Genomic DNA, 16,018 nt, shown 5'->3' on the forward strand with positions numbered 1-16,018 from the left:
ATGAAAGCGGCGCCGCGGCAACATGGCGCGGCGCCGCATGCAACGCAGGCGCCGTCCGCGCAGATGCAAGCGCGTGCGGCAGCCGAAGCGCTCGACGAGTTCGACGCGCCCGGCGATGAGGACGGGTATGACACAATAGGCGATCCTCATCGAACGACTCCCGCCATCGTGACGCGCCGCCTGTTGATCCTGTTCGCGCTCGTCGCCGGGCTCGTGGCGGCCTGCGGACTCACGTGGACCATCACGTGGCAGCACGGCATCGATACGCTGCGGCGCAACGCCGCCGTGCGCGCCGACCGCACCACAGCCGCCCTCAAGAGCACGCTCGAACGCTACGAGTCGCTTCCCTATCTGCTCGGCGAACATCCCATCGTGCAAGACGCGCTCGCGTCGCCGGATGCGGATAACGTCGCGCGCGCCAATCAATATCTCGAAGACCTCAATCGCCGTGCCCGTGCGAATGTCGCGTACATTGTCACGGCATCGGGCCGCTGCGTGGCGGCGAGCAACTGGAATCAGCCCGACAGCTTCATCGGCCAGGAGTATCTGTTCCGGCCGTATTTCGTCGAGGCGGTGAAGGGCAAGGTCGGGCGTTTCTTCGGCATCGGCACGACTTCGCTCGATCCGGGCTACTACATTTCGCAACCGGTGCGCCGCGACGGCAAGATCGTCGGTGTGGCGGTCGTCAAGCTGAATCTCGAATGGTTCCAGGGCGCGGACGCGTCGGAGCCGCTCATCGTCACCGACGATCACGGCGTGATCTTTCTGTCGTCGGTGCCTGCGTGGAAGTACCACACGGTCAAGCCGCTAACCAGCGACGTCATCGCGTCGATCTTCGACACGCGCCAGTACGCGCGCCAGCCGATCGCGCCGCTGCCGATGTCGGTGGTGCGCACGCTCGAAGGCGGCGCGCAGATCGTGCGCATCGGCGGTGGGCGCAGCGGAAACTATGCGGCGCCGCGTTTCCTGGCATCGCAGCGCATGCTCGGCGAGCCGGACTGGCGTCTAATCACGATGGCGCCCATCGATCCCGTCAACGCCGATGCGCGTTATGCGACGATCGTGACGGGCTTCGGCTATGTCTCGCTATGTCTGCTGCTGTTCTATTGGCGTATGCGCCGCGCGCGCGTGCGCGAAGTGATGCGCAGCCGCGCGCTGTTGCAGAAGGCGTATGCGGAACTCAACCAGCGCGTGGCCGAGCGTACGGCCGACCTGTCGCAGGCGAACGAGCAACTGACGAAGGAAGTGAGCGAGCGCACGCGCGCCGAGCAGGAACTGCGTGCCGCGCACGACGAACTGATTCAGGCGAGCAAGCTCGCCGCACTCGGTCAGATGGCGGCGGGCATCACACATGAGTTGAACCAGCCGCTTGCCGCATTGCGCGGCTTCTCTGACAACACGCGTGTGTTTCTCGAACGTGGTGACCATGAATCGGCGAAGGAAAACCTCGAAGCGATCGCCGCGCTCACCGAGCGCATGGGCAAGATCACGAACCAGTTGAAGCTCTTCGTCGGCCGTGCGCGGCCTCGCAATGCGCGCGCAGGTGTGGCGCGCGCGCTGCGCAATGTGTTGGCGCTGCTGCAGAAACGCTTGCAGGGCGTGACGGTCGAGGTATCGTTGATCGACGAGGGCGCGGCGCCCGTTCGCTTCAATCTCGACAGCGACGATCCGAGGTTCGTCGCGCATTGCGACGATCTGCGGCTCGAACAGGTGCTGATCAATCTGCTCGGCAACGCGCTTGATGCGGTGGCAGGTATGTCTGCGCCGCGTATTGCGATCGACGTGCAAACGTCGCAGGAATCGCTTGCGATCATCGTGAGCGACAATGGTCCAGGCATTCCCGACGATGTGTTGCCGCGTCTTTTCGAGCCGTTCTTCACGACCAAGGAAATGGGCCAGGGTCTGGGGCTGGGCTTGGCGATCTGTTCGTCGATTGCACGTGATTGCGGCGGCTCACTCGTCGCGCGCAACAACGCGCAAGGCGGCGCCGAGTTCATGCTGACGCTGCGCCGCGCGCGGGCACAGGCAACCGATATCGCGGGCTCCGTCACGACGGGCTCGTGATTCAAAGCGTATTCAAGGTGTGGGAAACACAATGATCAAGGGCTTGCAGGTCCTCTATATCGAAGACGACGAACTCGTGCGGCGCGCGAGCGTGCAAAGCCTGCAACTCGCAGGGTTCGAAGTGGTCGGGCATGCGTCGGTGGAATCGGCGGCGAAGCTGATCAACGCGGAGTTTTCCGGCGTGATCGTCAGCGATATCCGCCTGCCGGGCGCAAGCGGTCTCGACCTGCTCGCGCAATGCCGCGAGCGCGCGCCCGACGTGCCCATCATTCTCGTCACGGGTCACGGCGATATTTCGATGGCCGTGCAGGCGATGCGCGACGGCGCGTACGACTTCATCGAAAAGCCGTTCCCTTCCGAGCGGCTGATCGAAACCGTGCGCCGCGCGCTGGAGCGCCGCACGCTGGTGCTCGAAAACCTCGCGCTGCGCCGCGAACTGGCGGAACAAGGGACGCTCGCGCCGCGGATCATCGGGCGCAGTCTCGCCATCGAGCAGGTGCGCAAACTGATCGCGAACGTCGCGCCGACGGATGCGTCGGTGCTGATCAACGGCGATACAGGCGCGGGCAAGGAACTGATCGCACGCAGCTTGCACGAACTGTCGCCGCGCCGGGACAAGCCATTCCTCGCGGTGAACTGCGGCGCACTGCCGGAGCCGATGTTCGAGTCGGAGATGTTCGGCTATGAACCGGGCGCGTTTACGGGCGCGGCGAAGCGGCGCATCGGCAAGCTCGAGCATGCTTCGGGCGGCACGCTCTTTCTCGACGAGATCGAAAGCATGCCGCTCGCGTTGCAGGTCAAGCTGCTGCGCGTGTTGCAGGATGGCGTGCTGGAGCGGCTCGGGTCGAACCAGCCGATACGCGTCGATTGCCGCATCGTCGCGGCGGCGAAGGGCGACATGACCGACCATGTCGCGTCGGGCACGTTTCGGCGCGATCTGCTGTACCGGCTCAACGTGGTGACGATCGCGTTGCCCCCTCTGTCGGAACGGCGCGAAGACATCGTGCCGCTGTTCGAGCATTTCCTTCTGGACGCGGCCGTGCGCTATCAGCGTCCCGCACCGATTCTCACCGACCGTCAGCGCACGAACCTGATGCAGCGCGAATGGCCCGGCAACGTGCGCGAGTTGCGCAACGCGGCGGATCGCTTCGTGCTCGGCGTCGGCGACGATACGGTCGCGGCCCCCGCCGACGATGCGCTGACGTCGATCACGCAGCCTTTGAAGGAACGCGTCGAGCAGTTCGAGCGGGCGGTGATCGCCGAAGCGCTGGAGCAGACGGGCGGCGCCGTCGCGATAGCGGCGGACAGGCTGCAAGTCGGCAAGGCGACGCTTTACGAGAAGATCAAGCGTTATGGCCTGGCGGCGCGTGGGGAAAGTGAGAGGTGAAGCTGGAGTGAGGTGCGGCTGACGGCGGGTTGCGCTATGAAGTTGTCAGCGCGTCGCCCGCCGTAGAAGAGAGAAATCCGGGCGATCAGGACGTGCCGAGCGCCTTGGCCAGCAACTGATCGAGTTCTGCGAACTGCGGCTCGCCGACGTAGCGCTTCAGCACTTTGCCGTTGCGGTCGATCACGAACGTGGTCGGCGTGAGTTGCACGTTGCCGAACTGCTTTGCAGCCGAACCATCATCCATCGCGACCTTGAACGGCAGACGGCGTGTTTCCGTGTAGTTGGTCACGTACATCGGCGCGTCGTAGCTCATCGCGACCGCGACGAACTCGAGCCCTTTGTCCTTGAAGCGGTTGTACGTCTGGACCATCTGCGGCATTTCCTTCATGCAGGTGTCGCAACTCGTCGCCCAGAAGTTGACGAGATAGACCTTGCCTTTCAGATCGGCCGTCGACACTTTCTGGCCGGAAAGCAGCGTGAACGTCGCGTCGGGCACGTGCTGCTGGCTGCCGAACGCGAAGTAGCCCGCCACAGCGATCGCGCCAGCGACGACGGCGGCAGCGATGTAGCGAATCGGGCTCGAACGCCGGGAAACGTTGGTTTGGCTCATGAACAGACCTCGGGAGAACGCGTGGAACACACGTCTTGAGGCGCTTGAACGCTGCGAGAACAGCAGCGGAAACCGGGCGCCCCGGATACTTGTCTCATATTGTACCGGCAATCTTGTGACGCAGTTGGCGGCGCGGTTAAGCCGCGAATAACGTCCGATAATGATGCTTTCCGTCACGTAGATTCCATTCGCCGCGTCATGCTCCGTTCCGCTCTCCTTTCGTTCGTCCGCCGTCGTGGTTTGTTGTCCGTCCCTTTCCGTTCGCTGATAACAAAGGCCGTCGTCGTCGCGTCCGCCGGCTGGCTGCTGGCCGCCTGCTCGCCGACCTATGACTGGCGCACGATCATGAATAACGACAACGGCTACACGGTCGATCTGCCCGCCAAGCCGACCACCGACCAGCGGCAGATCGACATCGGCGGCACGCCGATGAATATGTCGATGCAGATTGCCGAGGCGGACCACGCGGTATTCGCCGTGGGCACCGTGATGCTGCCGAGCGACGATCCACAGGTGCAGCGCACTGCGCTTGACTATCTGCGCTCGGGCCTCGCGCACAACCTCGGCTCAGCGCCCGATGCCCACGTGGCGGCGATTCCGCTCGCGGCGGGCGGCCAGGTGCAGGGACTGGAAATGACCTTCAGCGGCAAGGCGGGGCCGAACCAGGAAACGCGCATCATGCATGCGCGCCTGGTCGCGAAGGGGCGGCATGTGTATCAGGCGGCCGTGATCGCGAGCAAGGAACCGCCGCCGGAACAAGTTGAGCAATTCTTCGGATCGTTCAAACTTTACTGATTTGGGGTCATACGGTTCGCTGCGGCGCACCGTTCCAAGTGAATGTTCCTTCGCAAAAAACTTCGCTAATCTCGCGTTTACACGGGATTTTTTTTGTTACCCACAGGATCTGTGGATAACTTTGTTAGTAACTCTGTGCGGTAGGCCGCAAATGCCCATCGGACGGGCAGGTTGCCAGTTTGCCCTGAATCTTGGCATTTTGAAAAAGCCAATAAAATCAAAGGCATTCGCGAGATGCCTCACAACAGGCTTTCAGTTGTATCAAAATCTATCGCGCAGGCGCAAATGTGCATAAGTCAAGTCTTGACATGCATTTTTTGTCGTCTGCAGCATTTACTGGGCACCGAACACCCGCCGATACTGAACCGCCTCGGAGACCTGCGCGGCGTTCGGGACATCCTTGCCAGCCAGATCGGCGATGGTTCTCGCCACTTTCAGCACGCGGTAGTAAGCGCGCGCTGACCAGCCAAAGCGCTCGCCCGCTTCGCGCAGCAGACGCTCGCCATCGTCGTCGGGCCGGCAGACGGCGTCGACTTCCCGGCCGCTGAGTTCGCGGTTCGTTTTGCCTTGCCGCTGTAGCTGGCGCTCACGCGCGGCCTCGACCCGTTGCGCGATCGGCGCGCTTGGTTCGCCGGAAGCAGTCGAGCGAGCCGACAGTTCCGCCGGCGACAGCGCAGGAATCTCGATCTGAATATCAATGCGATCCAGCAGCGGCCCCGACAGTTTGCGCATATAGCGCGCGGCCACTTCCGGCGTGCATCGGCAGCGCCCGCCCGGGTCGCCGCGCCAGCCGCACGGACACGGGTTCATCGCGGCGATCAACTGACACGCGGCCGGAAAATCGGCCTGGAGTGCGGCGCGCGAAATCGTGATGCGGCCGTTCTCCAGCGGCTCGCGCAGATTTTCGAGCACATGCCGGTCAAATTCCGGGAGTTCGTCGAGAAACAGCACGCCGAGATGCGCGAGCGTGATCTCGCCCGGCTGCGGCGGATTGCGCCCGCCGACCAGCGCTGCCGCGCTCGACGAATGGTGAGGGGCGCGAAACGGCCTTTGCCGCCACTGCGCAGGCGTGAATCCAATCGCGCTCGCCGAAAGCAGCGCGGCGGATGTCAGCGCTTCGTCGTCGGTCATTGACGGCAAAACGCCGGGTAGGCGCGCCGCGAGCATCGATTTGCCCGCGCCTGGCGGGCCGATCATCAGCATGTGGTGGCCGCCCGCCGCCGCCACTTCGAGCGCGCGCCGGGCGCCGCGCTGGCCGATGACGTCGGCCATGTCGGGCGGCGCGACCCGCGCATCGTCGGATAAGGTCGCGGCCTCGATGGGGTAAAGCCGCGCGTCCGCGTCGCCCGCCAGATGCGCGCACAGCGACGGCAGATCGGCCGCGCCGTACACGGCGACGCCGGGCACGAGGGCCGCTTCTTTTGCGCTGGCCAGCGGCAGGTAGAGTTCCGGCGAGCGGCCGCTCGCGGCGTCTTCCGGCGTATCGGATGAAGCTTCAGGATAGGACTGATGGCCGCGCGCCGTACCGCACGCCATCGCGAACGCGCCGCGCATCGGACGCAGCGCCCCCGTCAGCGACAGTTCTCCAGCAAATTCCCGATACATGAGCGATTCGATCGGAATCTGCCCGCTCGCGGCGAGAATGCCGAGCGCGATGGGCAGATCGAAACGACCGGATTCCTTCGGAAGATCGGCGGGTGCCAGATTGACCGTGATACGGCGCACGGGAAAGTCGAGACCGCAATTGAGCAGCGCGGCGCGCACGCGCTCGCGGCTCTCGCGCACTTCGAGATCGGGCAGTCCGACGATGGAAAAAGAGGGAAGTCCGTTGGCGAGGTGAACCTCGACGGTAACTTCGGGCGCGCGGCCAGCGGCCGGCGCGCGACTGCGCACCACGGCAAGCGACATGTTGTCTCCCGTCCCGACGCGCCCGCGGGGCGCGTTCACCTTAAAGCGCTAATGACGTCACGGGCCGCTTGCCTGTGATGTTCAGATCAGAAGGGTGTGCTCAGGACGATTGGCTCACGGGCAGCTTCTGCTCGAGTTCGGCGACGCGCCGCTCCAGCTCTTCGAGCCGCGCGCGGGTGCGCACGAGCACCTGCGTCTGCGTGTCGAATTCCTCGCGCGTCACCAGGTCGAGCTTCGAAAAGCCTTGCGACAGCATTGCGCGCACATTGCGTTCGACATCTTTGGCCGGTGAGTTTTTGAATAACTCGGAAACCTTGGCCTGAAAGTCATTGAAGACGTCGTTTGGTTGTTTCATTTCATTCCCCTTAATTGCACAAAAAATGTGCATGTGATGTTACGCGCGTGCCTCGTAACACTGAATGATCGTTTCTGGTGCATGTTCCCCGGTCACCCGCTACAGCATGGGCGCCTTTGGTGCGCACGCCTGTTGTCCAAGCCTGCAAACACTCTAGCAACGATCCCGATAGCGCGCCAGCGTGCCCGGCCTGAACTGGCCATCCGGACAAGAAAACGCGCAAAGCCTTATGCCATAAGCGCCGGCGGGAGTCTGCCACAAACATGGCATGGACGTTGCTGTTACTGCCCCGCGCACCGGCGGGACGCCGTCTGGAGAAGCGCCATTGCTAGGGGTTTCGGGGGAGTTGCCGAAAGCAGGGCGCAAGGCAAATGCAAGTCACGCAAACGGGTTGAGTCACTACAGCGAGGATTTCATGAAACTCATTACCGCAATCATCAAGCCTTTCAAGCTCGATGAGGCGCGCGAAGCCCTGTCGGCGATCGGCGTCTCGGGGATCACGGTGACGGAAGTCAAAGGATTTGGTCGTCAGAAGGGCCATACGGAGTTGTATCGGGGAGCCGAGTACGTCGTCGACTTTCTGCCGAAGGTGAAGATCGAGGCTGCGGTGTCGGACGACATCGTCGACCAGGCGATCGAAGCCCTCGAGCGCGCGGCGCGTACGGGCAAGATCGGCGACGGCAAGATTTTCGTCACGCCGATCGAACAGGTGATTCGGATTCGCACCGGCGAGACCGGCGCGGACGCACTGTAAAAAACAGCGACAAGAGGAAACTGAAGATGCGTAAATTATTGATGTCCCTGATGATGGCCGGCTCGCTGCTGACGGTCGGCATCGGCGCTGCCCTCGCGGACGACGCGTCGGCTCCCGCCGCGGCTTCCGCCCCGGACACGTCGGCGAGCGCGCCGGCTGCGCCCGCTGCGAGCGCCCCTGCTGCCGACGCTTCGGCCGCACCCGCCGCCAGCGCGCCCGCTGACGCATCGGCAGCAGCTGCCGCGTCGGACGCCGCACCGGCTGCGCCGACCGCGCCGTTCTCGGTCGATTCGTCGAAGATCAGCTCGGGCGACACCGCCTGGATGCTGACCTCCACCGCGCTCGTGCTGTTCATGACGATCCCCGGCCTCGCGCTCTTCTACGCCGGCATGGTTCGCAAGAAGAACGTGCTTGCCACGGTGATGCAGAGCTTCGCGATCACCTGCATCGTGACGGTGATCTGGACCGTGGTCGGCTACAGCATCGCGTTCACGCCGGGCGGCTCGTTCATTGGCGGCTTCTCGCGCGTGTTCATGTCGGGCATGACCTACATCAAGGGCGACAAGGCGACGACGCTGACGGTCAGCCACCTCGCTTCGACGATTCCGGAATCGGTCTACTTCGTCTATCAGATGACGTTCGCGATCATCACGCCGGCACTGATTACGGGCGCATTCGCCGACCGTATGAAGTTCTCCGCGATGCTGATTTTCATGACGCTGTGGTCGATCATCGTCTACTCGCCGATCGCGCACATGGTCTGGGAACCGACGGGCTGGCTGGCTAGCGCAGGCATCCTCGACTTCGCGGGCGGCACGGTGGTGCATATCAACGCGGGTATCGCGGGTCTGGTCTGCTGTCTCGTGCTCGGCAAGCGTACGGGCTACGGCAAGGATTCGATGGCACCGCACAACCTCGTGCTGACGATGATCGGCGCCTCGATGCTGTGGGTGGGCTGGTTCGGTTTCAACGCGGGTTCGGCAGTTGCGGCTGACGGCCGTGCCGGTTTCGCGATGATGACGACGCAAGTTGCAACGGCCATGGCTGCACTCGGCTGGATGTTCGCTGAATGGATCGCCAAGGGTAAGCCGTCGGTGCTCGGTATCGTGTCGGGCGCAGTGGCAGGTCTGGTTGCGATTACGCCGGCTTCGGGTTTCGTGGGTGTCGGCGGCGCGCTGGCGATCGGTCTGATCGCAGGTGTGGTCTGCTTCTGGTCGGCAACGTGGCTCAAGCACAAGATGGGCTACGACGATTCGCTCGACGCGTTCGGCGTGCATTGCATCGGCGGTATCGTGGGCGCATTGCTGACGGGCGTGTTTGCAGTCAAGGACATCGGCGGCGCGGACGGCAGCGTCATCCTGCAGGCAAAGGGCGTGCTGACGACGCTCATCTACAGCGGCGTGATCAGCTTCATCCTGCTGAAGATCATCGACGTGACGATCGGCCTGCGCGTGACGGAAGAAGAAGAACGCGAAGGTCTGGACGTGATCCTGCACGGCGAACACGTCGAGTAACAGGTCCAGCAAACCCGGTTTTCCCCGGCGACGGGGTCACGAAAGGTACGAAAAAGGTACAAGCGCAGCGACTTTGGCCCGCCTTCATGGCGGGCTTTTTTCTGGTTTTTTTACCGCTGCCGCTGCCGCTGCCGCTGCGCTGGCATCCGCGCTATGCCTTCGTACTTCACGCGTTGCCCCTGTGCGGGGCGGCACCTACTTTTCTTTGCCGCCGCAAAGAAAAGTAGGCAAAAGAAAGCGGCTCACACCGCCAGTGCTAGTGTTTGCCTGAGGACCCCCACAGGGTCTTACGCTTCACACGGCAATCACGTGACCCACGTTCGTTGCCAGCGCTCTTGCGCTGCGCCTCACCCGCTTCATATGTCCGCGTTACAGCACGCCTTGCCAGGTAGTCCACCGCCGCCCAGGTGGCAAACTGTGTGTAGGCCGTAGTGCCTCGCACGCCGCACTTCGGACCCGATCGCGAACGCTCCACCCTGTAAGAGCGCCAGGCTAAACGACGCGACAACCTACACACAGTTTGCCACCTGGGCGGCACATACCATTCGCTGCCGCTTGCCCGAGTACGGGTATTCGAAGCGGGTGAGGCGCTCATTCAAAGCGTTGGCAACGCACGCGAACAAGGGCGTTGCCGTGTGAAGCGTAAGACCCTTTGGGGGCCCTCAGGCAAACACAAGAGCTGGCGGTGTGAGCCGCTTTCTTTTGCCTACTTTTCTTTGCGGCGGCAAAGAAAAGTAGGTGCCGCCCCGCACAGGGGCAACCCCGGCAGACCAAAAACAAAGCGCGGATGCCAGCAAGAAGCCCCGGCAGACCAAAAACAAAGCGCGGATGCCTGCAAGAAGCCCAGGCAGACCAAAAACAAAGCGCGGATGCCTGCAAGAAGCCCAGGCGGACCAAAAAACAAAGCGCGGATACCCGCAAAGAAGCCCAGGCAAATCCATCCCAGCGTCGCAGACAAACGCCCCAGTCATCTTGTCTCACAAACAGCAGATTTTCCGGCTATCGTTCCTATAGGGAGAATGCATCCACCCATAACTTGCGAATGGAGAAAGCGCCCCCAAATGGGCAAAGCATTTGCTCTACAATCTTTTTTCTCCAGTCTGCGAGTGATCAATGGTTCCGCATTTAGTCACGGCGTTAAACGGCCCGCTGCTCGACCTCGAGCGGAAGATCCTCGACGCCACGCCCGCCATCGAACGCTGGTTCCGTCTCGAATGGCAGGAGCACACGCCGCCGTTCTATTGCTCGGTCGATCTGCGTAACGCCGGTTTCAAGCTCGCGCCCGTGGATACCAACCTGTTCCCCGGCGCGTTCAACAACCTGCCGCAGGAGACGCTGCCGCTTGCCGTGCAGGCGGCGATGGCGTCGATCGAGAAGATCTGTCCGGACGCGAAGAACCTGCTCGTGATTCCCGAGCGTCACACGCGCAACGCGTTTTACCTGGAGAATGTCGCGCGGCTCGCGACGATCATGCGTCAGGCGGGCCTGAACGTCCGCTTCGGCACGCTCGACGAAAGCATCGTCGGGCCCGTCACGATCGCGCTGTCGGACGGCCAGAAGATCGTGCTGGAACCGCTGGAGCGCTCGGCACGCCGCATCGGGCTGAAGAATTTCGATCCCTGCTCGATTCTGCTGAACAACGACCTGTCGAGCGGCATTCCGCCCGTGCTCGAAAATCTGCACGAGCAGTATCTGCTGCCGCCGCTGCACGCGGGCTGGGCCGTGCGCCGCAAGTCCACCCATTTCTCGTGCTATGACGATGTCGCGAAGAAGTTCGCGAAGATGGTCGAGATCGACCCGTGGATGATCAATCCGTACTTTGCGCATGTCGAAGGCGTCGATTTCGAGGCGCGCACGGGCGAGGAAGCGCTCGCCGATGCAATCGACGGCGTGCTGAAGAAGATCGCCAAGAAGTATCGCGAGTACGGTATTTCGGAACGGCCGTATGTCGTCATCAAGTCGGACGCGGGCACCTACGGAATGGGCGTGATGACGGTGCATGACGCGTCGGAAGTGGCCGCGCTCACCAAGCGCGAGCGCACCCGCATGTCGACCACGAAGGAAGGCCTCGACGTACATGACATGATCGTGCAGGAAGGCGTCTACACGTTCGAGCGTATCGGCGAGGAAGTGGCCGAGCCCGTCGTGTACATGATCGACCGGTATGTGGTGGGCGGCTTTTATCGCGTGCATGGCAGCCGCGAACGCGACCAGAATCTGAACGCGCCCGGCATGCATTTCGTGCCGCTCGGCTTCGAGCACACGGCCCTGCCGGATGCGCACGCGAAACCGGGCGCCGCGCCGCCGAACCGCTTCTACATGTATGGCGTGGTGGGGCGGCTGGGGCTGCTGGCGGCGTCGGTGGAACTGGAGAAGACCGATCCCGAGGCGATTCAGGTCTGATCGCACCCGACTCGGCGCAGACACCCCGCAAGCGCGTAGAGCGCGCTCGCGGTAGGCTGACGCTCCCGCCGCGTCGAACGCGGCAGCATTTGCAGGCGGATGCGCTGCGTCGTCAGCGCCTCCGCCTTACGCTATAACGAACAATGTGTGGCCCGCGAGGGCGCCTCAGGAACTCCATGGACATTCTCTTCATCGCCGACCCGCTTTCCCGCTTCAAGATCTACAAGGATTCGACCTACGCGATGATGGCCGAGGCCGCGAAGCGCGGTCATACGCTATACGCGTGCGAGCCGCAGCATCTGGCGTGGACTGGCAGCGGCGTCGAGGCGGACGTGTACCGCTTCGAGATCGTCGGCGATCAGTCGGACGGTCATCGCGACGTGTGGTTTGAAGCGCAACCCGTTGAGCCGCGCGCGCTGACGCGCTTCGGCGCAGTGGTGATGCGCAAGGACCCGCCGTTCGACATGGAATACGTGACGTCGACGTGGCTGCTCGAACTGGCCGAGCGCGCGGGCGCGCGCATCTTCAACAAGCCGCAGGCGATCCGCGATCACTCGGAGAAGATGGCGATCGGCGAGTTTCCGCAATTCGTCGCGCCGACGCTCGTCACGCGTGATCCGGCACGTTTGCGCGCGTTTCACGCCGAGCATGGCGACGTGATCCTGAAGCCCCTCGACGGCATGGGCGGCATGGGCGTGTTCCGCGTGAAGGCGGACGGCATGAACCTCGGCTCGATCGTCGAGATGCTGAGCCACGACGGCGCGCGTTCGGTGATGGCGCAGAAGTTCATCCCCGAGATCAAGACGGGCGACAAGCGCATTCTGCTGATCGGCGGTGAGCCGGTGCCTTATTCGCTCGCGCGCATTCCGCAGGGCAACGAGGTGCGCGGCAACCTCGCGGCAGGTGGACTGGGCGTCGCGCAGCCGCTGACGGCGCGCGACCGCGAGATCGCCGAAACGCTCGGGCCGGTGCTGAAGGCGCGCGGCCTGTTGCTGGTCGGGCTGGATGCGATCGGCGACTGGCTGACGGAAGTGAACGTGACGAGCCCGACGTGTTTCCGCGAGATCATGGATCAGACGGGCTTCGACGTGGCGGCCATGTTCATCGACGCGCTAGAGAAGGCCGTCGGTTGAATCGGCGCGGGTGCGTCGCCATGTTGCGTTATGGAAGTTCGTGCGATGGCCAGCCAAGCGAGAAAAGGCCGAAAGCGCGAAAATGAGGCTGTTACAATGCCCGCTCCCCTGAAAGCGGCCCGCGAGGGCCCACGCGATCCGGCCCCTTGGCGGTCGGATCTCAGGCGAGTTCGATGGCGTGCTTTGTTCGCCGCGTCTGCGCCGTTGTTTCGGCTGCCGGACAGTGGAATGGAAGTACGGCCGCGATTTTCGGGCGGTTTTCTGCAGCAAGGCTGACATGGCAGGCATTCTGATCATTGCGCACGCTCCCTTCGCCTCCGCGCTTCGCGAGTGTGTCTCTCATATTTACGGCGGCTTGCCCGCTCGCATCGGCGTCATCGACGTGTCGGCGGATTGCGATCCCGCCCAGGTCGTGGCGTTCGCGCATGCGGAGATCGACAGGCTTAGAGAAGAAAACGGCGCGCTCGTGCTGACGGACATGTTCGGCGCGACGCCGGCGAACATCGCGTGCCGGCTCGCGTCGATTCCCGATGTGCGGGTGCTGGCAGGTGTGAATCTGCCGATGCTCGTGCGCGCGGTCTGTTATCGCGCGACGCCGCTCGACGTGCTCGTCGACAAGGCGTTGGCGGGCGCGACCAAAGGCGTACAGGCTGTCGGACCGGCGACGCCGGCCGTTGCCGCCTGTGCTGTCGCGAACACCGACGATTGTCTTCCCGTCGCGTCGCCGGAAAAGGTGCTCGCCGAAAGCTGCAAGGCAGCCAGCGACACCGGCTGCAGCGGGACCGCCAGCTGAGCACCGCGCACAAGATTTCTGCTTTACCTCGATAACATCAACACCAGCGCATCGGACCAACACATGCTGCAACAGGAAACGACTATCGTGAACAAGCTGGGGCTGCACGCACGCGCGTCGGCCAAACTCACGCAACTCGCCGCCAACTTTCAGGCGGAAATCTGGATGAGCCGCAATGGTCGGCGGATCAACGCGAAGAGCATCATGGGCGTGATGATGCTGGCGGCGGGAATCGGCAGCACGGTGGTGATCGAAACGGAAGGCGCCGACGAGCAAGACGCGATGGACGCGCTGCTCAAACTGATCGCCGACAAATTCGGCGAGGGACAATAAAAAATCCGCTGCTGCATTCGTTCTGCATGCAAGACGCCGCGCGATGTCGCGGCGTTTTCTTTTGGTCCGCCGGATTACACGCCGGCACGCGGCTTACTGCGACATTCGATGCTGCGCTGCACAGCAACGATATGCGGTACGGAATTTATAATGGTCGTCGGGGTCTGAGAGCATTGCAGCGGTTTGCCGCGGCATCACACAACTAGAGGAGGTGCGCGTGTCGTTCACGCTGCATGGAATTCCCGTGTCACGCGGTATCGCCATCGGGCGGGCATATCTGATCGCCCCGGCTGCACTGGACGTCGACCACTATCTGATCGAGCCCACACAGATCGAGGGCGAGGTGGAGCGTTTTCGCACGGCCCAGGCACTCGTGCATCGGGAGCTCGACGAGTTGCGCGCCGATCTCGCCGCCGACGCGCCCTCCGAAATGGGCGCTTTCATCGACGTCCACACCATGATCCTGAACGACGCGATGCTCGTTCAGGAAACTATCGACCTCATCCGCACGCGCCGCTACAACGTCGAGTGGGCGTTGACCGAACAGCTCGAACGTCTCACGCGCCATTTCGACGAAGTGGAAGACGAATACCTGCGCGAGCGTAAGGCCGATATCGAGCAGGTCGTCGAGCGCGTGCTGAAGGCGCTGGCGGGCGCGACGGGCGGGCTCGTCAACGGTATTCATGGACGCTGCGACGAAATGATCGTGGTCGCGCACGATATCGCGCCCGCCGACATGATGCAGTTCAAGGGGCAAACCTTCCAGGGCTTCGTCACGGATCTGGGCGGCCGCACGTCGCATACAGCGATCGTCGCGCGCAGCCTCGGCATTCCCGCAACGGTCGGCGTGCAGCACGCGAGCGCGCTGATCCGTCAGGACGATCTCATCATCGTCGACGGCGATCATGGCATCGTGATCGTCGATCCGGCGCCTATCGTGCTCGAAGAGTATTCATACCGGCAGAGCGAGAAGGCGCTGGAAGCGCGCAAGCTGCAGCGCCTGAAGTTCTCGCCTACACAGACGGTGTGCGGCACGCGCATCGACCTGTGCGCGAACATCGAGCTGCCCGACGACGCGCAGGCCGCGCTCGACGCGGGCGCGACGGGCATTGGCCTGTTCCGCACTGAGTTCCTGTTCATGAACCAGAAGGACGGGATGCCGGAAGAGGAAGAGCAGTTCGCCGCGTACCGGCGTGCCGTCGAACTGATGAACGGCATGCCCGTGACGATCCGCACGATCGACGTCGGCGCGGACAAGCCGCTCGATTCGATCGGCGACGAGTACGAGACGGCGCCCAATCCGGCGCTGGGCCTGCGCGCGATCCGCTATAGCCTGTCCGAGCCGCACATGTTCCTCACGCAGCTGCGCGCGATCTTGCGCGCGTCGGCGTTCGGTACGGTGAAGATCCTGATTCCGATGCTCGCGCACGCGCGCGAGATCGACCAGACGCTCGACCTGATCCAGGAAGCCAAGCGTCAGCTCGACGACGCGGGCCTCGCGTACGATCCGAACGTGCGCGTCGGCGCGATGATCGAGATTCCGGCAGCAGCGATCGCGTTGCCGCTATTTTTGAAGCGACTCGATTTCCTGTCGATCGGTACGAACGACCTGATCCAGTACACGCTTGCAATCGACCGTGCCGACAACGCGGTCGCGCATCTGTACGATCCGCTGCATCCCGCGGTGCTGCATCTGATCGCGTTCACGCTGCGCGAGGCGAAGCGCGCGGGCGTGCCGGTGTCGATCTGTGGAGAGATGGCCGGCGACCCGACGCTCACGCGTCTGCTGCTCGGCATGGGCCTGACGGAGTTCTCGATGCATCCGAGCCAGGTGCTGCTCGTGAAGCAGGAGGTGTTGCGCTCGCATCTGAAGACGCTGGAAAAGCCGGTGGCGGACGTGCTCGCGGCGTTCGAACCAGAAGAGGTGCAATCGGCGCTGGATCGCGTCGCGCAGGCCTGACGCGCTTTC

At 63.3% G+C, this 16,018-nt stretch carries 13 protein-coding genes; 10 read left to right on the plus strand and 3 right to left on the minus strand.

The window, feature by feature from the left end; all coding sequences use genetic code 11:
* Together C2L65_RS01230 and C2L65_RS01235 are read left to right on the plus strand one after the other, a co-directional pair.
* Nucleotides 1–2,064, plus strand: a complete 2,064-nt coding sequence (locus tag C2L65_RS01230; protein ID WP_042306374.1) for a sensor histidine kinase — start codon at nt 1–3, stop codon at nt 2,062–2,064.
* A gap of 31 nt (nt 2,065–2,095) precedes the next feature.
* Nucleotides 2,096–3,451, plus strand: a complete 1,356-nt coding sequence (locus tag C2L65_RS01235; RefSeq protein ID WP_042306373.1) for a sigma-54-dependent transcriptional regulator — start codon at nt 2,096–2,098, stop codon at nt 3,449–3,451.
* An 85-nt stretch (nt 3,452–3,536) separates the two neighbouring features.
* Here the strand turns inward: C2L65_RS01235 and C2L65_RS01240 are convergent, their stop codons facing one another.
* Nucleotides 3,537–4,061, minus strand: a complete 525-nt coding sequence (locus tag C2L65_RS01240) for a TlpA disulfide reductase family protein (protein WP_042306372.1) — start codon at nt 4,059–4,061, stop codon at nt 3,537–3,539.
* A 198-nt stretch (nt 4,062–4,259) separates the two neighbouring features.
* Here C2L65_RS01240 and C2L65_RS01245 point away from each other — a divergent pair, with 198 nt between their 5' ends.
* Nucleotides 4,260–4,856 (plus strand): hypothetical protein, encoded by a 597-nt coding sequence (locus C2L65_RS01245; protein WP_042306371.1) that lies wholly within the window; start codon nt 4,260–4,262, stop codon nt 4,854–4,856.
* A gap of 333 nt (nt 4,857–5,189) precedes the next feature.
* Here C2L65_RS01245 and C2L65_RS01250 read toward each other — a convergent pair whose 3' ends face one another.
* Both C2L65_RS01250 and C2L65_RS01255 read right to left on the minus strand, forming a co-directional pair.
* Nucleotides 5,190–6,764, minus strand: a complete 1,575-nt coding sequence (locus C2L65_RS01250) for a YifB family Mg chelatase-like AAA ATPase (RefSeq protein ID WP_042306370.1) — start codon at nt 6,762–6,764, stop codon at nt 5,190–5,192.
* Between the two features lie 100 nt (nt 6,765–6,864).
* Nucleotides 6,865–7,119 carry an accessory factor UbiK family protein gene (locus C2L65_RS01255; RefSeq protein ID WP_007577719.1) on the minus strand — a complete coding sequence of 85 codons (255 nt, stop codon included), beginning with the start codon at nt 7,117–7,119 and terminating at the stop codon, nt 6,865–6,867.
* Between the two features lie 415 nt (nt 7,120–7,534).
* Between C2L65_RS01255 and C2L65_RS01260 the strand changes: the two genes are divergently transcribed.
* From C2L65_RS01260 to ptsP, 7 genes are all read left to right on the plus strand, one after another.
* Nucleotides 7,535–7,873, plus strand: coding sequence for a P-II family nitrogen regulator (locus C2L65_RS01260; RefSeq protein ID WP_006048089.1), 339 nt, complete (start codon nt 7,535–7,537; stop codon nt 7,871–7,873).
* Between the two features lie 26 nt (nt 7,874–7,899).
* The gene (locus tag C2L65_RS01265; RefSeq protein ID WP_042306369.1) at nt 7,900–9,387 is read left to right on the plus strand and encodes an ammonium transporter; all 1,488 of its coding nucleotides are present in this window, start codon (nt 7,900–7,902) and stop codon (nt 9,385–9,387) included.
* 1,113 nt (nt 9,388–10,500) lie between these two features.
* Nucleotides 10,501–11,790, plus strand: a complete 1,290-nt coding sequence (gene gshA, locus C2L65_RS01275; RefSeq protein ID WP_007745871.1) for a glutamate--cysteine ligase — start codon at nt 10,501–10,503, stop codon at nt 11,788–11,790.
* 176 nt (nt 11,791–11,966) lie between these two features.
* Nucleotides 11,967–12,923 carry a glutathione synthase gene (gene gshB / locus C2L65_RS01280; protein ID WP_042306357.1) on the plus strand — a complete coding sequence of 319 codons (957 nt, stop codon included), beginning with the start codon at nt 11,967–11,969 and terminating at the stop codon, nt 12,921–12,923.
* Between the two features lie 277 nt (nt 12,924–13,200).
* Nucleotides 13,201–13,716: a PTS sugar transporter subunit IIA gene (locus C2L65_RS01285; protein WP_042306367.1), complete on the plus strand. Its 516-nt coding sequence runs from the start codon at nt 13,201–13,203 to the stop codon at nt 13,714–13,716.
* A gap of 63 nt (nt 13,717–13,779) precedes the next feature.
* Nucleotides 13,780–14,049: an HPr family phosphocarrier protein gene (locus C2L65_RS01290; RefSeq protein ID WP_042306356.1), complete on the plus strand. Its 270-nt coding sequence runs from the start codon at nt 13,780–13,782 to the stop codon at nt 14,047–14,049.
* Nucleotides 14,050–14,266: 217 nt separating this feature from the next.
* Entirely contained in the window at nt 14,267–16,009 is a 1,743-nt protein-coding gene (gene ptsP, locus C2L65_RS01295; RefSeq protein WP_042306366.1) for a phosphoenolpyruvate--protein phosphotransferase, read from the plus strand.
* Nucleotides 16,010–16,018: the final 9 nt, after the last annotated feature.

Source organism: Paraburkholderia terrae (assembly GCF_002902925.1).
Taxonomy (GTDB): domain Bacteria; phylum Pseudomonadota; class Gammaproteobacteria; order Burkholderiales; family Burkholderiaceae; genus Paraburkholderia; species Paraburkholderia terrae.